At 65.1% G+C, this 20452-nt stretch carries 23 protein-coding genes; 18 read left to right on the top strand and 5 right to left on the bottom strand.

All coding sequences use genetic code 11. From position 1 onward, the window contains the following. Window positions 1–180 precede the first annotated feature (180 nt). A complete protein-coding gene (locus tag KUV38_RS13640; RefSeq protein WP_222470572.1) occupies window positions 181–1293 on the top strand; it encodes a zinc-binding dehydrogenase in 1113 nt (370 codons plus the stop codon). Window positions 1294–1385: 92 nt separating this feature from the next. On the opposite strand, the gene KUV38_RS13635 is transcribed toward KUV38_RS13640, so the two are convergent. Genes KUV38_RS13635 through KUV38_RS13625 form a run of 3 tightly spaced genes read right to left on the bottom strand, consistent with a single transcriptional unit; the run spans window position 1386 to window position 3352 of the window. Continuing rightward, window positions 1386–2048, bottom strand: coding sequence for a DsbA family oxidoreductase (locus KUV38_RS13635; protein WP_222470571.1), 663 nt, complete (start codon window positions 2046–2048; stop codon window positions 1386–1388). Between the two features lie 4 nt (window positions 2049–2052). Then, window positions 2053–2757, bottom strand: a complete 705-nt coding sequence (locus KUV38_RS13630; protein ID WP_222470570.1) for a glutathione S-transferase family protein — start codon at window positions 2755–2757, stop codon at window positions 2053–2055. After that, entirely contained in the window at window positions 2744–3352 is a 609-nt protein-coding gene (locus KUV38_RS13625) for an NAD(P)H-dependent oxidoreductase (protein ID WP_222470569.1), read from the bottom strand. The genes KUV38_RS13630 and KUV38_RS13625 overlap by 14 nt, the downstream gene beginning before the upstream one ends. Window positions 3353–3483: 131 nt before the next feature. Here KUV38_RS13625 and KUV38_RS13620 point away from each other — a divergent pair, with 131 nt between their 5' ends. Next, window positions 3484–3855, top strand: coding sequence for a winged helix-turn-helix transcriptional regulator (locus KUV38_RS13620; RefSeq protein ID WP_222470568.1), 372 nt, complete (start codon window positions 3484–3486; stop codon window positions 3853–3855). A 3-nt stretch (window positions 3856–3858) separates the two neighbouring features. Here the strand turns inward: KUV38_RS13620 and KUV38_RS13615 are convergent, their stop codons facing one another. Next, a complete protein-coding gene (locus KUV38_RS13615; protein WP_222470567.1) occupies window positions 3859–4860 on the bottom strand; it encodes a nuclear transport factor 2 family protein in 1002 nt (333 codons plus the stop codon). A 119-nt stretch (window positions 4861–4979) separates the two neighbouring features. On the opposite strand from KUV38_RS13615, the gene KUV38_RS13610 reads away from it, so the two are divergent. The 16 genes from KUV38_RS13610 to KUV38_RS13535 all read left to right on the top strand — a co-directional run bounded on the left by KUV38_RS13610 (window position 4980) and on the right by KUV38_RS13535 (window position 19463). Continuing rightward, window positions 4980–6029, top strand: coding sequence for an ABC transporter ATP-binding protein (locus tag KUV38_RS13610; protein ID WP_222470566.1), 1050 nt, complete (start codon window positions 4980–4982; stop codon window positions 6027–6029). A 64-nt stretch (window positions 6030–6093) separates the two neighbouring features. Then, a complete protein-coding gene (locus tag KUV38_RS13605) occupies window positions 6094–7350 on the top strand; it encodes an ABC transporter substrate-binding protein (RefSeq protein ID WP_222470565.1) in 1257 nt (418 codons plus the stop codon). A 71-nt stretch (window positions 7351–7421) separates the two neighbouring features. Next, the gene (locus tag KUV38_RS13600) at window positions 7422–8456 is read left to right on the top strand and encodes a carbohydrate ABC transporter permease (RefSeq protein ID WP_222470564.1); all 1035 of its coding nucleotides are present in this window, start codon (window positions 7422–7424) and stop codon (window positions 8454–8456) included. 10 nt (window positions 8457–8466) lie between these two features. After that, complete coding sequence (locus KUV38_RS13595) at window positions 8467–9348, top strand: carbohydrate ABC transporter permease (protein ID WP_213544443.1); 882 nt, start codon at window positions 8467–8469, stop codon at window positions 9346–9348. Next, window positions 9345–10364: an ester cyclase gene (locus tag KUV38_RS13590; protein ID WP_222470563.1), complete on the top strand. Its 1020-nt coding sequence runs from the start codon at window positions 9345–9347 to the stop codon at window positions 10362–10364. Before KUV38_RS13595 ends, KUV38_RS13590 begins: the two co-directional genes overlap by 4 nt. Before the next feature lie 124 nt (window positions 10365–10488). Further along, the gene (locus tag KUV38_RS13585) at window positions 10489–11019 is read left to right on the top strand and encodes an ester cyclase (RefSeq protein ID WP_222470562.1); all 531 of its coding nucleotides are present in this window, start codon (window positions 10489–10491) and stop codon (window positions 11017–11019) included. A 12-nt stretch (window positions 11020–11031) separates the two neighbouring features. Further along, on the top strand, window positions 11032–12342 hold the full coding sequence (gene hisD, locus KUV38_RS13580) for a histidinol dehydrogenase (protein WP_222470561.1): 1311 nt from the start codon (window positions 11032–11034) through the stop codon (window positions 12340–12342). Then, a complete protein-coding gene (locus KUV38_RS13575) occupies window positions 12339–13391 on the top strand; it encodes an ester cyclase (protein WP_222470560.1) in 1053 nt (350 codons plus the stop codon). Before hisD ends, KUV38_RS13575 begins: the two co-directional genes overlap by 4 nt. Further along, window positions 13391–14155 carry an SDR family NAD(P)-dependent oxidoreductase gene (locus KUV38_RS13570; protein ID WP_222470559.1) on the top strand — a complete coding sequence of 255 codons (765 nt, stop codon included), beginning with the start codon at window positions 13391–13393 and terminating at the stop codon, window positions 14153–14155. Before KUV38_RS13575 ends, KUV38_RS13570 begins: the two co-directional genes overlap by 1 nt. Continuing rightward, window positions 14155–14433, top strand: a complete 279-nt coding sequence (locus KUV38_RS13565) for a hypothetical protein (protein WP_222470558.1) — start codon at window positions 14155–14157, stop codon at window positions 14431–14433. Before KUV38_RS13570 ends, KUV38_RS13565 begins: the two co-directional genes overlap by 1 nt. Next, window positions 14423–15454 (top strand): LacI family DNA-binding transcriptional regulator, encoded by a 1032-nt coding sequence (locus KUV38_RS13560; RefSeq protein WP_222470557.1) that lies wholly within the window; start codon window positions 14423–14425, stop codon window positions 15452–15454. Before KUV38_RS13565 ends, KUV38_RS13560 begins: the two co-directional genes overlap by 11 nt. Before the next feature lie 8 nt (window positions 15455–15462). After that, window positions 15463–16452: an ester cyclase gene (locus tag KUV38_RS13555; protein WP_222471079.1), complete on the top strand. Its 990-nt coding sequence runs from the start codon at window positions 15463–15465 to the stop codon at window positions 16450–16452. A 139-nt stretch (window positions 16453–16591) separates the two neighbouring features. Next, window positions 16592–17557 carry a cupin domain-containing protein gene (locus KUV38_RS13550; RefSeq protein ID WP_222470556.1) on the top strand — a complete coding sequence of 322 codons (966 nt, stop codon included), beginning with the start codon at window positions 16592–16594 and terminating at the stop codon, window positions 17555–17557. Between the two features lie 8 nt (window positions 17558–17565). Then, window positions 17566–18267 (top strand): alpha/beta fold hydrolase, encoded by a 702-nt coding sequence (locus KUV38_RS13545; protein WP_222470555.1) that lies wholly within the window; start codon window positions 17566–17568, stop codon window positions 18265–18267. Further along, a complete protein-coding gene (locus KUV38_RS13540; protein ID WP_222470554.1) occupies window positions 18264–18959 on the top strand; it encodes an RraA family protein in 696 nt (231 codons plus the stop codon). Before KUV38_RS13545 ends, KUV38_RS13540 begins: the two co-directional genes overlap by 4 nt. A gap of 114 nt (window positions 18960–19073) precedes the next feature. Then, the gene (locus KUV38_RS13535; protein WP_222470553.1) at window positions 19074–19463 is read left to right on the top strand and encodes a hypothetical protein; all 390 of its coding nucleotides are present in this window, start codon (window positions 19074–19076) and stop codon (window positions 19461–19463) included. Window positions 19464–19485: 22 nt separating this feature from the next. Here KUV38_RS13535 and KUV38_RS13530 read toward each other — a convergent pair whose 3' ends face one another. Then, window positions 19486–20448: a pirin family protein gene (locus tag KUV38_RS13530; RefSeq protein ID WP_222470552.1), complete on the bottom strand. Its 963-nt coding sequence runs from the start codon at window positions 20446–20448 to the stop codon at window positions 19486–19488. Window positions 20449–20452: the final 4 nt, after the last annotated feature.

Here is a 20452-nt window from a genome sequence, read left to right as displayed (position 1 = left end):
ATGTCCGGCCATTCGCCAGCCACGACAAAACGAAAGGCGGGGGCGCACCTCGGCAGCCTTTCGCCCGCAACACCCATCGCATTCCCCCATCCGCCACCCTTCTGCGCCCTCAATGGGTGACATTCCACGCCTCTGGCCTACATCGCCGCCTGACCTGACATCGCAGAAAGGAGGGCCAGCATGGCCACCACCGGAAAACAGCTGTTCACCACGCTCGAGGCCGACGGCACGCTGACTGTCGCCATTGAAGACGTGTCGTTCGACGACCCGACCGGAAACAAGGTGCTGGTGCGGATGGAAGCCGCGCCGATCAACCCGTCAGACCTCGCCATTCTTGTTGGTGGTGCCGACATGGAAACCGCGGAGTTCACGCCGGGCAAGTTCGTGGCCCGGATGCCCGAGGCCGTCAACGCGGCCTCCAAGGCGCGCCACGGGCTGAAGCTTCCCGCCGGTAACGAGGGGGCCGGAACGGTTGTTGCCGCTGGCGAGAGCGATGCCGCCCAGGCGCTGATCGGCCAGCGCGTGTCCTGCGTGCCGGGCAACGCCTATAGCCAGTATTGCCTTGCCGATGCAGCCATGTGCCTGCCGCTGGGCGACCATACCGCCGAGGAGGGCGCCAGCGCCTTCGTAAACCCGCTGACCGCGCTCGGTTTCGTCGAGAATGCCAAGGCAGACGGGCAGTCCGCCATCCTCCACACCGTTGGCACCTCGAACCTCGGCCAGATGCTGACCCGCATCTGCCAGGAGGAGGGGATCGATCTGGTGAACATCGTGCGCAAACCCGATCAGGTGGCCCTGCTGAAGGGGCTCGGCGCCAGCCACGTGGTGAACTCCTCGGACGATGATTTCTTCACCCAACTGACCTCGGCCATCAGCGAAACCGGCGCTTTCTACGGCTTCGACCCGGTCGGCGGTGGCAAACTGGTCGATACCGCCTTCCGCGCGATGGAGCAGGTCGCCAAGCAAAAGATGACCGAATACTCGCGCTACGGCTCGAACCAGCCCAAACGCATGTTCATCTACGGCCGGCTGGACACCAGCCCAACCATCCTGACGCCAAGCTACGGCTTCGGCTGGACCCTGTCGGGCTGGCTGCTGTTCCCCTTCCTTCAGTCGGTCGGGGCAGAGGTCATGGGGCGGATGCGCCAACGCGTGCGCGACAACCTCACCACCACCTTCGCCAGCAGCTACAAGGCGCGTGTCACCCTGGAGGAAATGCTGACAAAGGATGCGGTTCTCGACTACCGCGGCATGCGCACCGGTGAGAAGTATCTCGTCACCCCCTGGGGCTGACCGCCGGGGCAGAAGGCGCCGCCTGATACGGGGCGGCGCCACAGCGGATCACAGCAGGTTGCGCGCCCGAGCCAGCACTCCTCGCTACCGCATCAGCCCGCGCGCTCTGCCGCCTCTGACTCGAGGCAATGCTGCAGGATGCGCGCATAATTCTCCTCCCCCTGCGCGCCGGTCACGAGATGCTGCCGCGCAAAGATCATCGCGGGCACACCGGAGATCCCGCGCTCTGTCCAGAACCGTTGCTTCTGCCGCACCGTCCCGGCCAACTCGCCGCTCTCCAACATCGTCAGCGCACCGGCACGGTCCAGCCCGACCTCCTCGGCCACGGCGCCCAGAACGCCGAGCGCGTTCACGTCCTCGCGCCGGGTGAAGAAGGCCCGAAAGAGAGCCTGCTTGGTCTCGTGCTGGCGGCCCTGACCTGCGGCCCAGTCAATCAACTGGTGGGCGCGAAAGGTGTTCACCATCCGGCTGTCGTCGGCATAGTTGAACTCGAAGCCGAGCGATGCGCCAAGCTCGGTCAACCGTTGCCGCGCCTCGCGGGAGCCTTCCGGCGTGGTGCCGTATTTTGCCGCGAGATGTTCACGCAGGTTCTCGCCTTCCTCCGCCATGCCCGGGTTCAGCTCGAACGGGTGCCAATGCACCTCGATGGCGATGCCGCTCTGCTCCGAGGCACGCGCCAGCTGATGGTAGCCGATCACGCACCACGGGCAGACGACGTCGGAGACGATTTCCACGCGGATGGGGGTGTTGCTCATGGTGTCACTCCTTGAACCGCGCCGCATTGGCGCTCGCGGCGGCGTCGATGTCACCCTTGCCAAAAGCCGCAGGCCGGGGCTCGGGCAGTTGCAGAGCTTCCTGCACGCGGGGCATGGAATCGATCCGCTCGAACCAGCGGTTCAGATGCGGCAGGCCATCCACGCTGACGGTTGCCCAGAAGTATGTGCGCGCCCAGGGGTAGGTGGCAATGTCGGCGATGCTCATCTCGTCACCCACCAGCCAGTCGCGCCCCTTCAGCCGGGTGTCGAGCACCTCCAGCAGGCGGCGGCTTTCGTTGATGTAGCGATTGATCGCATAGGGTACCTCGTCGCCGTTCGGCTTGGCGATCCGTTGAAAGAACATCGCCTGCCCCATCATCGGGCCAATGCCGCCCATCTGGAACATGACCCATTGCAGGGTCTCCGAGCGCAGCTTCGGATCGTCCGGCAGAAAGCGCCCGTATTTCTCGGCGAGATACCACAGGATTGCGCCGCTCTCGAAAACCGCGAAGTCATCGTTGCCACGGTCGACGATGGTGGGGATGCGGCCATTTGGGTTGAGCTCCATATACCACGTCTCCTTCTGCTCCTTCTTTCCAAAGTCGACCGGCCGCAGCTCGTAGTCGATTTCGGCTTCATGGAGGAAGATCAGCGGCTTCCAGCCATTCATCGTGTTGGCGGTGTAGAGCAGGATATCAGGCTGCGGCATGGGCGGCCTCGCGGAACTGGGTGTCGAGCAGGTCATCAAACCGGGCAAAGTCGGCGTCAATCTCGGGGTTCTTGATCACGTCGAAGGCGGCAAAGGTGGGCAGGGGGCTCGTGCCGAAGAACCGCGCATTGAGGTGCAGCGGGCGCAGCAGGTCGTCGACCGACATGCCCTGAAAGAACGGCTCGTCAGGGGCGTCAAAGGCCTCACGCGGGGCGTTGAAGGTGGCAGACAGCATGTAGCGCTTGCCGGTCAGCGTGCCGCCGGTGCCGTAGTTGGCCTTGGGGGCCTCCTTGGTGCGGCCGTCCCCGGCGCAGAGGCGCCCGTCCATCCCGGCGGTATAGACCTCGTCCATGTATTTCTTGAACGACCAGGGCGCGCCCATCCAGTTCACCGGAAACTGCATCAGGACCACGTCGGCCCATTGGTGGCGCGCCACCTCCGTTTCCACATCGTAACCCTCGGCAACGGTGGTGAGCCGCACCTCATGGCCCATGCCCTCAAGCCGGGTGCGGGCACGCTCGGCGAGGGCACCGTTGAGCCCGCCGGGGGCGAAGGCATAGGGATGTGCGCCGTTGAGAATGAGGATTTTGGTCATGTCAGCTGTCCTTGTCTGCAAAGCCTGTGCCGCTTGACTCGCGGCGGGTTCAGGGCAAATTGTGAAGCCAGAGAACCAAAATCAACCAGTATACTTTTTGTAACCTGCAAATCAGCCGGGTTAGGTGGCAGATGGACGCGACAGTACAGCAAGACGCCAAGGGGCGGCGTGTGGTGGCAAATGCCTGTGTTGAGCCCTGCCCGATAGAGCGCGGTATGCGGATCATCGGCGGCAAGTGGACAGGGTCGATCCTTTGGCACCTCAAAGACGGGCCTGTACGGTTCAACGACCTGTCCCGCATGATCGGTGGCGCCTCGAAGAAGATGATCTCCGAGCGCCTCCGCCAGCTCGAGGCGCAGGGGCTGGTGACCCGGCAGGTGATGGAGACCGCGCCTGTCTCGGTACATTACGAGATCACCGACCTCGGCCGCACTGCACTGGGTTTTCTCGACTCCCTGCGAGAATGGACCGAGAGCCTCCCCGCCGGGCTGGAGCCTGCCTGACAGTCAGCTGCGCGGCACGGTTTCCATCCGGGCGAGAATGTCGACGCCCAGCGTTTTCCAGAAGTGCAGCAGGTCGATGAAGATCCAGTTCTCCGCCAGCTTGTCGCCGTCCCGGCGGTAGATATCGATCACGCGCATCTCGCCGGGCCGGTCGCATCCCGGCATGCCCATGAACCCGCCGGTGGGAACAGCTGTGAAGTTGGGCCAGCCGAAGAAGCCGCCGTAGTTGCCCTCTGCCAGCCGGGCAAGGTGCTTGGTCTTCGAACGGTCCTTGAACCCGGCGCGAAACGGCCCTGAGTGTTGCTTGGCATAGCGCTCGATCGTGTAGGTCGCGCCAATCCCTGCGGGGCCCCACCAGATCATGTCGTCATGCCATGTGCGGGCCAGTTCCTCTTCCAGCGGCAGGCCAAGCTGCCATGTGCCGAGGTCGCCGATCATCGCATTGATCGCTGCAAGAGTGGCACGGCCTTCCTCCTCCGGGCGGTCCTCAAACAGCAATCCATCATGTGTGATCGGTCCGGGCTGAACCAGATGCGCCGCGGTCTGCGGCGGAAAGGGTTGCAAGCCAGCCTGCATCATCAGGTGCGGAATATCGAAATACATCGCGGTTTCCACGATGTGGCCCGCCTCGACCCGGTTGAACTCGCAGTAGCGCAGGAGGGCCATCTTGCCGGTGGGGGCAATGCCAAGCCACGCCTGGTCGAAGAGGCCCATGAGGTGCCCCATCGAGACAACCCATGTCGAGCCGAAGCCGTCCATCTCGTTCTTGCCGGCAAAAAAGATGTCCTCCCGGCGCTGCATCCGCGTGAGTGCTTGGCGCAGCGGTTGCCAGAATTTTTCTGCAACTTCAGCAGGGCCGGTCAGCTCGCCAAAAGGGTGAAACCCGCGCCAGAGCGAGTCGGGTGCCATGTGCTGCGCGGCGACCTCGCTGATTCGCTCGGGCGCGGCGGCATCGAGGGCTTTGTAGAATGCCCGTACGACTTGCTTTTCTTCCTTGAAACTCACGGCTTTCTCCTAAATTTGCATACGCTTGCAAAAAAGGCTTGCCCAAACGGCAGGCTCCTGTCTAGGGTTTTTGCAATCGTATGCAATCTCGCATTGCGAGGCCACATGGGGGAGCCGGAATGGCCGAGATCCAGCTGAACAACGTGTCCAAGAAATGGGGCAGTTTCGTTGGCGTCAAAGACTTCAACCTGACCATCCCGGACCGTGAGTTTCTGGTTCTTCTGGGCCCGTCCGGCTGCGGCAAGACCACCACCATGCGGATGATCGCTGGCCTCGAAGACCCGTCCGCCGGCGAGATCAAGATCGGCGACCGCGTGGTCAACGATCTCGAGCCAAAGGACCGTGACGTGGCGATGGTGTTCCAGAGCTATGCGCTCTACCCCAACCTCAACGTCTACGAGAACATTCGCTTTCCGCTCAAGGTGCGCGGCATTGACCCTGCCACCCATGACGAGAAGGTGCGGCGCGCCTCGGCGATGGTGGAGCTTGACGAGTTTCTGCACCGCAAGCCCGCCGAGCTTTCGGGCGGGCAGCGGCAGCGCGTGGCGCTGGCCCGGGCCATCGTCCGCGAGCCCAATGTCTTCCTGATGGACGAGCCGCTCTCGAACCTCGACGCCAAGCTGCGCGTCTCGACCCGCGCGCAGATCAAGAACCTCAGCCACGAGCTTTCCGTCACCACCATCTACGTGACCCACGACCAGATCGAGGCCATGACCCTGGCCGACCGCGTGGTGGTTATGGAAAAGGGCATCGTCCAGCAGGTGGGCAGCCCCACCGAGATCTATGACAACCCGGCCAACACCTTCGTCGCCAGCTTCATCGGGTCGCCCGCGATGAACCTGATCGAGGGCACCCTCTCCGGCGGGCGGTTCACCGCGCCAAATGCCGACATTCCGGGCCTCACCGGTCCCGATGGCAAGGTCACGCTCGGCTTCCGCGCAGAGGATGCGCAGGTGGTCGAGAGCGGCGGGCAAATCAACGCGCCGATCTACACCCTCGAACTTCTGGGCGATGCCACAATGGTCACCGTCCGCATCGGCAAGACCTTGGTGTCCGTACGCGCCGACAAATCTTTCCGGGCAGAGATCGACGATCCGGTATCCATCGCGGTGCCTGCCGCCGCCTGCCACCTCTTCGATGGCCAGACCGGCCAGCGTATCGGGGCCTGAGGCCCTCATCATCAGGGGCCGCCACCCAATGACGCGGTCCGTAGCAACAGTCTGGGAGAGAGACATGTTCCTGAAGAAGATAGCCATTACCGGGGCCGTGGCTGGCCTGATGGGCTCGGCGGCCTTTGCAGAAGGCCACGGTGCCATGTGCGGACCCGAAGGCCAGTCGATCCGCATCCTCGCCAGCGATTTCCCGGCGATCCATGCCGTGGTCGATCAGGGCGAGGCCAATTGCGGCGCGGCGGCGGGCGAGTTTGCCCGTAACCACACCACCGAGGCGCGCCAGATCATGAACGCCGCCCTCACGCCCAATCCGGCCGAGTACACCTCGGTCATCCTCGCCAACTCGACCCTCACCCAGCTGATGAACGACGACCTCGTGCGCCCGCTGAACGACCTCGTCGAGAAGTACAGCGACAACGTGAAGCCGAACCAGCTCATCACCATCGGTGGTGACGTGATGGCAGTGGCCTTCATGGCCAACGCCCAGCACCTCTTTGTCCGGCAGGACATCCTCGAGCAGGCAGGCGTGACCAAGGTTCCTGAAACCTACGACGAACTGCTGGCCGCTGCCGAGGCCATTCGCGCCGCCGGGATCATGGAGCATCCGCTGGTGATGAACATGCAGGTTGGCTGGAACATCGGTGAAAGCTTCAACCTCGTGTTCCTTGCTCATGGCGGCGAGTTCTTCAAGCCCGGCACCGCCGAGCCCACAGTCAACAGCGAGGCCGGTGTCGCCGCGCTGGAGACCCTGAAGAAACTGGTCGAATACGCCCACCCCGACTATCTGACCCAGGCCTCCAACGAGACCCAAGGTCTGTGGGAGGCCGGTCAGGCCGCTCTCGGCATCATGTGGGGCTCGCGCGGCGCTGCCATTCTCGATGATGAGGGCTCCACCCCCGAGGTGACGGGCAGCACTGTGCTCGCCAAGGCCCCCTCGGTCGAGCCCGGCGGCATCCCCGGCGCCACGCTCTGGTGGGATGGCATCACCATCTCCCGCAACGTCTCCGACGAAGAGGCCGAGGCCACCTTCGCGGCGCTCGTCTCCGGCATGACCCCCGAGATGGTGGCCGCCAACAACGATGATGCCGTCTGGCTGCTCGATGGCTTCACCCCCGGCCCGGCCGCCGCTGGCGTTGCCGCCACCGCGCAGGGCGGGGCCAAGCCCTACCCGATGATCCCGCAGATCGGGATCATGCACAACGCGCTGGGCAACGAGTTGGTCGACTTCCTGAAAGGCGCCGAAAGCGCCGAGCAGGCGCTGGCCGATGTCGAGGCGGCCTATACCACCGCTGCCAAGGAAGCAGGCTTCCTCCAGTAAGTCTCTCCCCAGGGGAGGGGCCGGCTCCAGCGGCCCCTCCCACCTTTTCCACGCAGCCGGAGCGCGCGCCGATGAAAAACCGTACCTTCTTCTGGTTCATCCTGCCGACGCTCTCGGCGATGGTCCTCTTCATCGCCCTGCCGATCGTATCGGTCTTCATCCAGTCGCTTCACATCGAGCACGAACAGGTGCTCGTGGTCTCCGAAAGCTGCGGCCCCTTCGGCTGCTCCGAGACAACCGCCGTCGATGCCGCCGCCACCGAGGCCCTGCGCGAGGCGCAGCCGCTTGGGCGCTTCAACGGGCTGAAGACCTACACCAACCGCTCCCACCTCGCCTTTGCCGAGGTGGCGGAAGCGTGGCGCACCACCGACAGCTTCCTCGCCTTCCTGAACCGCATGTTTAACCTGCCGTTCTACAAGGCGCTCCTCTTCACCATGGCCTACACCGCCATCGTCACCCCCTGCGTGCTGGTGCTGGGCCTCGCCGTGGCGACAGGCGTGAACAACCTCCCCAAGCTGCTGAAGGGCCCGACCATCTTCTTCTCGCTGCTGCCGATGATCGTGACCCCGCTGGTCGGCGCGCTGATCCTGTTCTGGATGGTCGATGGCGACGGGATCATCGGCAACTCGCTGCAGTCGCTCTTCGACGACCCCTCGCTCAGCCTCAAGGCCTCGCCCGCGCTGACCTGGATGATGCTCATGGTCTACGGCGTGTGGCACTCGCTGCCCTTCAGCTTCATCGTCTTCTACGCCGGTCTCCAGACCCAGCCGAAAGACACGATGGAGGCCGCCATGATCGACGGCGCCACCACCTGGCAGCGCATGCGCTACGTCACGATCCCGCACCTGATGCCGCTGGTCACTTTCGTTACCCTGATCCAGCTGATGGACAACTTCCGGGTCTTCGAACCGGTGGTCAGCTTCCAGGCCCAGGCCCATGCGCCAACGCTGTCGTGGATCATCTACAACGACCTGCGCGAAAGCGGAAACCCGCTCTACGGCTCCGCAGGGGCGACCTCGATGATGACCATCATCGGCGTGGCGATCCTTCTGATGCCGGTGCTGATCCGCACCTGGCGCGACTACACCCGCAAAGCAGCCCACTGAGGAGACGACCATGAGCACACAGGCCCTCTCCCGCACCACGCCGCTGAAGATCATCTCGCTGGCCCTCGTCGCCGCATGGCTGGTCATCGCCGCCTTCCCGTTCTTCTGGACCCTCTGGGGCAGCTTCAAGGTGCAGGCCGACTTCTTCTCGAAGGCCGACTGGACCAACGCGCTCACCGGCGCCGAAACCATCCGCGAGACTGGCGCGGCCTTCACCACCCGCGGCTACTACGGCGCATGGGTGCAAGAGGAATTCTGGCGCCCGGTTCTGAACACGCTGATCGTGGTGTTCTTCACCGTCATCATCTCGCTCACCTTCGGCACGCTGGGCGGCTACGCCCTGGCGCGTTCCGGCAAACGCTATGCCTTCTGGATCCTGATGGCCGCGCTGGTCTTCCGCGCCATGCCGCACATCACGCTGGTCTCGGGCTACCTGCTGCCGTTCTTCGAGTGGAACGTCTGGGGCATCCTGCCCACCACCATCATCGTGCTCGTGGCCATCAATCAGCCCTTCACGCTCTGGATGCTGCACAGCTTCTTCCTGAACATCCCCAAGGACATGGACGAGAGCGCCATGGTCGACGGATGCACCCGGTTCCAGGCCTTCCGGCACGTGATCATCCCGGTCATGTGGCCCGGCGTCATCACCACCGGATTGTTCAGCTTTCTGCTGGCCTACAACGACTTTGCGGTCACCTCGATGCTGCTGTCGTCGGAGAACGAAACCATGATCCCGGCCATCGCCAGCTTCCTCGGCACCACACAGGTGGAAGGCAACGTGATGTTCGCCGTCGCCGCCGTGGTCTCGGCCACCGCGCCGCTCTTCCTGCTGGTGATGTTCTTCCAGCGCCAGATCGTCAGCGGCCTGACCGCAGGGGCGGTGAAAGGGTGAGCCTGCACGACGACAACAAGGCGCTGCTTGCGCCCCTGCGCCGGGCCCTGCGCTCGGGCGAAGGGGCGGCGGTGCGCGCCGCGCTCAAGGCGGCTTTCGCACCCGATGCGCAGATCCGGCTGGGCCATCCGCACGGGCAGATCGTTGGGCCGGAGGCGCTGTGGGAGCAGGTCTATGCCCCGCTCATGGCGGCGATGCCCGACATGGAGCGCACCGAGTTCATCATGATGGCCGGGCCGCGTTGGGGCGCGGGCAAAAGTGGCAACTGGGTCGGCCTTGGCGGCAATATCGTCGGCACCCTGCGCGCGCCTTGGCTCGGCATCCCGTCCACCCTGCGCCCCGCCTTCTTCCGCTATCAGGAGTACCTGCGCATCGAGGCGGGCCGCGTGGTCGAGATGGAGGGACTGTGGGACATCCCGCAACTCATGCTCCAAGCGGGCGTCTGGCCGATGGCCCCGCAACTCGGCGTCGAGTGGATGTGCCCCGGCCCGGCAGACGGGCAGGGGGTGCTGACCGCCCCGCAAGATGCCGCTCAGGGCGACACCTCGGTGCAGGTGGTCTGGGATATGCTCCACGATCTCAAGCAGGGCACCGCGAACGACCCCGAGCGCGGTTTGGGTGGCTACTGGCACCCCAACGCGGTCTGGTATGGCCCCACCGGTCTCGGCACCGCGCGCGGCCATTCGGGGATTGCCGAGCTGATCTTCCGGCAGTTCCGCGAGGGCCTCTCCGACAATACCCGCCGTCTCGACGAGGGCGTGTTCTTTGGCGACGGCAACCTCGTGGCCTTCACCGGCTGGCCCTCGGGCACCGCGCTGCACACGGGCGACGGGTTCCTTGGCCTCGCGCCCACTGGCAAGCAGATCACCCGCCGCAGCCTGGATTTCTGGCGCGTCGAGAATGGCCTCGTGCGCGAGTGCTGGGTCATGGTCGACATGCTCGACCTCTACCGCCAACTCGGCATCGACGTGCTGGCCCGCATGGCCCGCCTCTCGGGCGGAAGGCTCGCCGCATGAGCGCCTCCGCCCGCCATTCCGCCCTGTCGCGCCACCCCGCGCTGAACCGGATGCCCCGGGATTTTCTGAAACGGCTCACCCCGCTTCACCGAATTTCCCGACGCAGACTTGAAGGATCAGACAGATGAAGGGTTCCAGACCCGAACAGGCGGTGCTCAGCAGAGACACCGACATGAGCAAGACAGCCGAGACCCGCGCCGTGATCGAGGGCATGGTCGACGGGCTCAATGACCACCGGATCGACGATATCGGCCAGTTCTTTGCCGAGGGCTTCCGCTGGATGGGCAATGAGGGCTGCGGCACCAAGACCGGGCTGCAGGAGTTTCATGACAACTGGCAGCGCCCGTTTCAGGCGGCCTTCAGCGACAAGACCTGCATCGACGAGGCGCGCCTCTACATGGGCGAGTGGGCCGCCGCCTTCGGGCGGCAGGAGGCCACCCATTCCGGCCCCTTCATGGGTGTGGCGCCCACCGGAAAGCGTATTGAAATCAGGTACATGGATTTTTGGAAAGTGGAGGGCGGCAAGATCACCGACAACTGGGTGATGGTCGATTTCCCCCATGTTCTGGCCCAGCTCGGCACCGATGTGTTCGGCGGCGAGGGCTGGGAAGCCTACGACCGGGGCGACAAGGTTCCGCCCCGGCCCGCAAACTGAAGGAAAAGAGCGATGACCGTGGAATATCTCAAGCGAGGCAAGCCCGAGGCCGACAGGGCGGAGGATGATGCCAAGGTGCGCGGCGTGGTCGAGGCCGCGCTGAAGGATATCGAAGCGCGGGGCGATACCGCCGTCCGCGAGATGAGCCAGAAGTTCGACAACTATAGCCCCGAGGGCTTCCGCCTGACCGATGGCCAGATCGAAGGGCTGATGTCCAAGGTCTCGGCACGCGACATGGAAGACATCAAGTTCGCCCAAGAGCAGGTGATGAACTTCGCCCGCGCCCAGCGGGCCTCGATGACCGATATCGAGGTTGAGACCCTGCCGGGCGTCGTTCTCGGCCACAAGAACATCCCCGTGCAGTCCGTCGGCTGTTACGTGCCCGCCGGCAAATTCCCGATGGTCGCCTCGGCGCATATGTCGGTCGCCACCGCCACCGTCGCCGGCGTGCCGCGCATCGTGGCCGCCACCGCGCCCTTCAAGGGCGAGCCCAACCCGGCGGTCATCGCCGCCATGCACCTCGGCGGGGCGCATGAGATCTACGCGCTGGGCGGCATTCAGGCGATCGGCGCGATGGCGCTGGGCACCGAAACGATCGATCCGGTGCACATGCTCGTCGGCCCCGGCAATGCCTTCGTGGCCGAGGCCAAGCGCCAGCTCTACGGCCGCGTCGGGATCGACCTCTTCGCCGGTCCGACCGAGACGATGGTGATTGCCGACGAAACAGTCGACGCCGCGCTTTGCGCCACCGACCTGCTGGGTCAGGCCGAGCACGGTTACAACTCCCCTGCCGCGATGATCACCACCTCGCGCAAGCTGGCCGAGGCGACGCTGGCCGAGATCGACCGGCTGCTACAGATCCTGCCCACCGCCGAAACCGCCGCCGCCTCCTGGCGCGACTACGGCGACATCATCCTCTGCGAAGACCACGACGAGATGCTGCGCGTCGCCAACGAGATGGCCTATGAGCACGTGCAGGTGATGACCGACCGCGACGATTGGTATCTCGAGCACATGCACAGCTACGGCGCGCTGTTTCTTGGCCCGCGCACCAACGTGGCCAACGGCGACAAGGTGATCGGCACCAACCACACCCTCCCGACCAAGCAGGCGGGCCGCTACACCGGCGGGCTCTGGGTGGGCAAGTTCCTGAAAACCCACAGCTATCAGCGGGTAACAACGGATGAAGCCGCAGCCATGATCGGCGCATACGGCTCTCGCCTTTGCATGCTCGAGGGCTTCGTCGGCCATGCCGAACAATGCAACATCCGCGTCCGCCGCTACGGCGGACAGAACGTGCCCTACGGAGTGGCCGCAGAATGACCGATACCCACACATCCAACAAGGCGGCCCTCGCGCCGCTCCGCGCGGCCATGTCGGAGTTCGACGAGGCCAAGGTGCGCGCCGCGCTGGATGCGGTGATCGCCCCGGATGCGGTCATTCACATGCCGCACCCCTTCGGCGACTTCACCGGCCCGCAGGCCTTTTACGATGCCTGCTACGCGCCCCTTTTCGATGCCATGCCCGACCTCGAGCGCCGGGACTGGATCGTGATGGGCGGGCCGGATGAAGATGGTGCGAACTGGGTCGGCTGCGGTGGCCACTACTTCGGCACCTTTGTCGGGCCGTGGCTCGATATTCCTCCGACCGGCCACCTCACCCACATGCGCTTTCACGAGTTCTACCGCTTCGAGGGTGGCAAGGTCGTGGAGATCCAGACGCTGTGGGACATCCCCGAGGTGATGATGCAGGCCAACGCCTGGCCGATGGCGCCCTCGCTCGGCCTCGAGTTCTGCATCCCCGGCCCCGCCACACTCGATGGCATGGTGCCCGGCCCGTGGAACGCGGAAAAATCCCGCGCCTCGCAGCAGCACATCATCACCATGCTGGAGCACATGAAGCGCCACCCGTCCAAAGGCGGGCCGGAGGTGATGGAGATGCCGCGCTTCTGGCACGACCGGATGAACTGGTATGGCCCGGCAGGCATTGGCACCGGCCGGGGTATTGCGGGCTTTCGCAACTGGCACCAGATCCCGTTTCTCAACGGCATGCCCGACCGCGGCCAATATGTGGATGAAATCACCTACCACTTCTTCGGAGATGGCGACTACGCCGCTGTCACCGGCTGGCCCGACATGATCCAGACCGTGACCCACGATGGCTGGATGGGCATTGCCCCCTCCGGCAAGAAGATCACCATGCGCTCGCTCGATTTCTGGCGGCTCGAGAATGGCAAGATCCGCGAGAACTGGGTGATGGTCGATATCCTCGACGCCTACCGTCAGCTCGGGGTCGACGTGTTCGCCCGCCTGCGTGAATTCAACAAGGTGCGGGTCCCCGGTCGCATCGCCTTTCCGGTGGGAGACGTGTGATGGACCTGCCGCGCACGCCCTCCTTCCGGCTGGACGGAAAGCGCGCGCTCGTGGCGGGCGCCTCCTCGGGCATCGGGCAGGCCTGCGCTGTGGCGTTGGCCGAGCACGGGGCCGAGGTAGTGCTGGCCGCAAGGACGGCCGCAAAGCTGGAGGCGCTGGAGGACGCGCTGAAGGCCCGCGGCCATGCGGCCACGGCCCTTAGCCTCGATGTTGCCGATGTCCCGGCGACCGAGGCGGCCGTGGCCGCAAACGGCCCCTTCGACATTCTGATCAACTCCGCAGGCCTCGCGATCCACAGCCCCGCGCTCGAAACCACCGAGGCGGATTTCGATGCAGCCACCGGCCTCAACGTGAAGGGCGCCTATTTTCTCACGCGCGCGGTGGCGCGCGGGCTGGCGGAGGCGGGTCGCCCCGGCTCGCTGATCACCATCTCCAGCCAGATGGCCAAGGTGGGCGGGGTCGACCGCGCGGTCTATTCTGCCACCAAGCACGCGGTGGAGGGCTTCACCAAGTCGATGGCAATCGAATGGGGGCCAAAGGGCATCCGCGTCAACACCATCTGCCCCACCTTCATCATCACCCCGCTCACCCGGCAAACCTTCGATCGTCCCGAACGCCGCGCATGGGTGGAAGAGAAGATCAAGCTCGGCCGCGTGGGCGAGGTCGAAGACATCATGGGCGCCGCCGTGTTTCTGGCCTCCGATGCCGCCAGCCTCATCACCGGCACCGCCCTGATGGTCGATGGCGGCTGGACGGCGGACTGATGATGCACGCGATGAACCAGCCCCAGCCAAAGCAGACCCCGACCGAGGTCGAGGCCACCGCCGAACGCCTCTGGCAGCAAATGCCCTCCGAGGTGCGCTACGTGCTGCGCCGCCGGCTGGCCGAGCTGGACCTGCTGAAGGCGATCACGCTGATCGGGCGGCACTGGCAGAACGGCCACTGGTCGATCACGCCCTTTCCCGCAGGCGACGGCTTTGCCATAGGCGTCGGCATGGCAATGGAACTGGCAGACAGGTTGAGGGCGGGCAATGACAGATAGCAAGGTGACCTCACTCGACGTGGCCCGCAAGGCGGGTGTGAGCCAGTCGGCGGTGAGCCGGGTGTTCACACCGGGCGCCTCCGCCTCGCAAAAGACCATCGACAAGGTCCGCAAGGCTGCGGATGAACTCGGATACCGGCCCAACGTGCTCGCCCGCGCGATGGTCTCCGGCAAGAGCCGGATCATCGGTCTCGTGGTCGCCTATCTCGAGAACTACTTCTACCCCGAGGCGCTCGAAAAGCTCTCCAACGCACTGCAGGCCCAAGGCTATCATGTGCTGGTTTTCATGGCCTCGCAGACCAAGGGCAACATCGACAGCGTGGTCGAGGAGATCCTCGACTATCAGGTCGATGGCATCGTGCTGGCCTCCATCGCCATGTCCTCCGACCTTGCCGAACGCTGCGATAAAGCTGGCGTGCCGGTGGTGCTATTCAACCGCTACGAGGAAGGCGAAGGCCTGAGCGCAGTCACCTCCGACAATCTCTCGGGCGGGCGTCAGGTGGCCGAGTTCCTTCTGGCCGGCGGGCACACGCGGATCGGCTACATCGCCGGATGGGAAGGCGCCTCCACCCAGCGTGACCGTGAGCAAGGCTTTCTCGAGGGGCTGAAGGCGGGCGGGCAGGAGCTCTTCACCCGCGCCGTAGGCAATTACGAGGTCGACACCGCCCGCACCGCCGCCCGTGAGATGTTCGCCGACCCGGGCAAGCGCCCCGACGCCGTGTTCATCGCCAACGACCACATGGCCTTTGCCGTGATGGATGTGATCCGCTTCGAGCTGGGCCTCTCCGTGCCCGGCGACGTTTCGGTGGTGGGCTACGATGACGTGCCCCCCGCCGCTTGGCTCGCCTACAACCTCACCACCGTGCGCCAGCGCGCCAACCTGATGGTGGAAGAGACCGTCAAGGCGCTGCTCGCCCACATCGACACCCCCGACACAGCCGAGGCCCGCATGGTCGCCATCGACGCGCCGCTCATCGTGCGCGGCTCGGCCCGAATACCCCAAGGATGGACCCGCACATGACTGCCCCGATGCAAGGCTTCGACCCCAAGTTCCGTGACTTCCCCGATTACATCATCGGGATCACCAAGGAGATATGGGAAGACCGTGGCATCGCCACGCTGCACGACTATTACGCGCCCGATATCGTGGTGCGCTCGCCCGCCTCCGTCGTCGTCGGCAACCAAGGCGTCATCGCGGCCACCATGGCAACGCTGGCCGAGTTTCCCGATCGAACCCTTTTTGGTGAAGACGTGATCTGGTCCGGCACTCCGGAGGAGGGGATGCTCTCCAGCCACCGGCTGCATTCCACCGCCACCCACATCAACCCGGGCGTCTACGGCGCGCCCACCGGCAAGCAGTTGCACTACCGCATCCTCGCCGACTGCCACGCCCGGAACAACGCCATCGACGACGAGTGGCTGATCCGCGACCAGGGTGCCATCGTCCGCCAACTCGGCTGGGAGCCCAAGGACTACGCCCGCGATCTGATCGCCCGCGAAGGCGGGCCGGAGCATTGCGTCAAACCCTACACCCCCGCCAATGATGTCGAAGGCCCCTACAAAGGCAGCGGCAATCAAAGCGAATGGGGCGAGCGCCACGCCGATGTGCTCACCCGCATCATGAATGCCGATTTCACCGTGATCCCCGAGGCCTACGACCGCGGCGCCAACCTCTACTACCCCGGCGGGCTTGATACGCTGTCCTTCGACGGGGCAGACCGCTTCTGGATGGGCCTCCGCGCCTCCTTCCCCAACGCGAAGTTCACCCTCCACCACACCATCGGCCGCCACGATCCGATGATGCCTCCCCGCTCGGCCCTGCGCTGGACCATGCACGGCAAGCATGAAGGCTGGGGCGGCTTCGGCACGCCTACCGGCGCAGAGGTCTTCGTGCTGGGCATCAGCCACGTCGAATGGGGCGCGCTCGTCGGCGGTGAGCCCCGCATCCGCCGCGAATGGACGCTCTACGACGAGACCTCGATCTGGAAGCAGATCCTGCTCCAGACGGGCGACCTCTGATGCTGCCTTGCCCGCAAGAAACCGCGCGGCGCTTTCACGCGCATCGCGCTGGGCTGCGGGCGCGGCGGCTCAACCTGCATCCGCCGGGGCAGGGGCCACGCGCCCTCACCCCACGGATACAGACAGAAGGACCACACAGATGACCCCGCAAGAGATCGAATCCCGCATCGTCCGCTACGGCGACCTGCAACCCTGCAAGACCGCCTTCATCGACGCCCACACGCCCGGCTCCGACCAGAAGGAGAATTTCACCATCATCGGTGGAGGGGTGTCCGAAAGCCCCGACCAGCACGTGCACATCTCGATCCCGCACGGCTTCAACATCGGCGCCGCAGGCCAACCGCCCAAGTGCCGAAACTCGCTGCACGATCACCACACGGCAGAGGCCTTTTTCGTGCTGTCCGGCCGCTGGCGGTTCTTCTGGGGCCGCTGGGGCGACGCCGGCGAGGTCACGCTGGAGCCCGGCGATATCTTCAACATCCCTACTGGCATCTTCCGCGGCTTCGAGAACATCGGCACCGACTACGGAATGATCATGGCCATCCTTGGCGGCGATGATGCCGGCGGCGGTGTCATGTGGGCGCCGCAGGTGATCGAGGACGCCGCCGACCACGGCCTCGTGCTGGGCGAGAACGGCAAGCTCTACGACAGCAAGAAACAGCAGCGCCTCCCCGACGGCGTCAAGCCGATGCCGGTGATGTCCGAGGCCGAGCTGGCCAAGCGCCCCGAGCCGACCACAGCAGAGGTGCTCCCCAACCACGTCGCCCGCTACTGGGACATGGTCGCGCTGGCCGACCGCAAGCCCTGCAAGGTGATCGGCGAAACCGGCCTGCTGCGTGACAAGCCGGGCTTCGAGGTCGACTTCATCACCCGCGGTTCGGCGACAGAGCGCAAACACAGCCATGACAAGCCCTCCGTCCTGATGCCCGTCACCGGCCATTGGAAGGTGAGCTGGGAGGGCGGTTCGGCCACGCTGGCACCGGGCGATACCATGTCGGTGCCCGAGAACCTCGCCCATTCCGCCGTGCCGTCGATGACCGGCGAGGCCGCACTCTACCACATCATCGGCACCGCCGATCCGGCTGGCCCGAGCTGGAAAGGCTGACGCCTCCCATGTCCGCCACACCTCTCGTGCTCCTGCCCGGAATGATGTGCGATGCGCGTCTCTTCGCGCCGCAAATCGCGGCGTTCGGTCAGGCGCGCGAGGTGATCGTGCCAGATCTGACGGGGGCCTGCACCATGCAAGTCCTCGCCGCCGCGGTTCTCTCCGAGGCCCCAGAGCGGTTTGCGATCGGCGGCCTCTCGATGGGCGGGATCGTCGCGATGGAGGTGGCCCGCCAAGCGCCCGAGCGGCTCGCAGGGCTGGCGCTGCTCGATACCAACCCGCTGGCCGAACTGCCGGAGAAGCAGGCAGGCCGGGCGCCACAGATCGAGCGGGTTCATAACAACGGCCTCGCCGCGGTGATGACAGAGGAGATGATCCCCCATTATCTCGCGGATGAAGCGGCCACGCCCGATTTGCCCGATCTTTGCCGGCGCATGGCGCTGGACCTCGGGCAGCAGGCCTTCACCAACCAGTCCATCGCGCTCCGCGACCGCCCCGACCAGACCGGCACGCTGAAGGCGCTCTCGATGCCCTCGCTCGTGCTCTGCGGCAGGCATGACAGGCTCTGCCCCGTCGAGCGCCACCAACTGATGCACGCGCTCATTCCCGGCTCGACACTCGAGATCGTCGAACACGCCGGACACCTCACTACCCTCGAACGCCCCTACGAGACCAACGCGGCCCTCGCCCGCTGGCTGGAGACCCTATGACCCCCGAGACCCTAGACCGGCTGCGAAAGGTCGACACCCCCACAGTCTGCAACGCCATCGAAGTCATTGAAGGCAAACGCGGGTTTGACCGTTACACCCGTGGAACAATTCTCAGCAGCGACCAAACCGCCGGTGCCCTCGTGGGCCGTGCCCGCACCGCCAAGATCGCCGCCATCGCCCCGCCCGAGGAGGCGCCCGAGGTGATCAAGGCCCGCCGGATGGACTATTACCGCCACATGGCCACCGGCCCGCGCCCGGCCTTGGCCGTGGTCGAAGATCTCGATGGCGAAAACGCGGTCGGCGCCTTCTGGGGCGAGATCAACACCAACGTCCACAAGGGCTTCGGGCTCGCCGGCACGCTGACGAACGGTGTAATGCGCGACCTCGGCGATTTGCCCGAGGGCTACCCGGTCCTGGCCGGCTCCATCGGCCCCTCGCACGCCTTCGTCCATGTCCGCGAGATCGGCACACCCGTCACCGTCTTCGGCATGACCATCGCCGACGGCGACCTTGTCCACGCCGACCGTCACGGCGCGCTGGTCATCCCCGAGCCCTACATCGCCTCCATCGCCGCCGCGATCGCCAAGATGCAGAAAACCGAAGCCATCGTCCTGGACGCCGCCCGCGCCCCTGGCTTCGACTTCGAAACCTTCGAGGCCGCATGGTCAGCCTTCGAGAAAGCGCGGACCTGAACGCGTCGGAGCCACGCTATCCTTCGAGGCGCCCCCCGTCAGCCTTCAACCCCATCCCTCCGGTAGCCGTCCCTCGCAGCCCTGACCGCAAATCTCCAACCCACGGAACCACTCATGCCCCAAACCCTGCGTTTCGGCCTCCTTGCGCTTACCGCCTATTTCGTCTGCATGGCGATTGCGCATTTCTTCGGTCTCAAAGTGCCCATTCTCTTCGTCTATTACGACACGCCCTTCTACGCCTACCAGGACAAGATCATTTCCTTCGCAGTCCTTAGCTACGTCGGCCTGTTTTACGCGGCCTCCCGGGATATCAAACTCGTCCCCATCGCCCTGGCCGTTCTGGGGGCAACTGCCCTCGGCCTCGCGTCCGTCAATATGTCGGAGGCCCTGGCTTCGGTGCTCTCGGAGGACCGGTCCACCTGGCCCTATTGGGCGCAGACCGCCATGATCGCCGGTCTCTGGTTCATCCTGACAATCCTGTATCTCGGGCGACCAAAGGCCTGACCGCCCCCGTTCCCGCCCGGCCCTACCAGTCGCGGGGCCGGGTGCGCTCAAGCTCGGCGCTGATCGGAATGAACTCCTGTTCATCCCCCGGGGGCAGCCTGAAAGGCCCGTTGGCCCAATCTGCCGCCTTCCAGTCCTCCTTCGCCTGCTCGATCCGATCCTTCGAGGAGGAGACGAAGTTCCACCAGATGTAGCGCTTCTCGTTGAGCGTCGCCCCGCCAAGCGCCATGAGCCGCGCCCCCTGCGGCCCGGCCTTGATCGAAATCCGGTCACCGGGCCGAAACACCATCATCCGACCGGCCTCGAATGTGTCACCACTCACCTCGATGCTGCCTTCAGAAACATAGATGCCGCGATCCTCGTGATCGTCGGGCAGCGGGAAGGCGGCGCCGGGCCGGAGCACGACATCGAGATAGAAGGTTTCCGATTGCATGGTGACAGGGCTCGCCTTGCCATAGGCCTCGCCGAGGATCAGCCGGGCCCTAGCCCCGCCGTCCTGAAACTGCGGCAAGGTGGCCTCCTTGTGATGCTCGAAATCCGGCGCCATCTCTTCGCGGTCTTCGGGCAGGGCAATCCAGGTCTGGATGCCGAACAGCTTGTGCCGGGTTGCGCGGGTCTCCTCGCTGGTGCGCTCCGAATGGGTCACGCCGCGCCCGGCCACCATCCAGTTGACCTCGCCGGGGTAGATCATCTGATGCGTGCCGAGGCTGTCCCGATGCTCGAACTCGCCCTGGTAGAGATAGGTCACTGTGCCGAGGCCGATATGTGGATGCGGGCGCACGTCGATACCGCCATCGGTGATGAACTCCGCCGGGCCCATCTGGTCGAAAAAGATGAACGGCCCCACCATCTGCCGCGCCGGGGCGGGCAAGGCGCGCCGCACCTCGAATCCGCCGAGATCACGGGCGCGCGGAATGATGAGCGTGTCGATCTCCCCGGCGTGCTCCAACGGGCATTCGGGGTTGTGCGTGGGGTTCCAGCTCATGGTT

The sequence above is a fragment of the Vannielia litorea genome (assembly GCF_019801175.1).
Lineage (GTDB): Bacteria > Pseudomonadota > Alphaproteobacteria > Rhodobacterales > Rhodobacteraceae > Vannielia > Vannielia litorea_B.
Note: the sequence above shows the minus strand (reverse complement) of the source record. Positions and strands in the feature narration are given on the sequence as shown.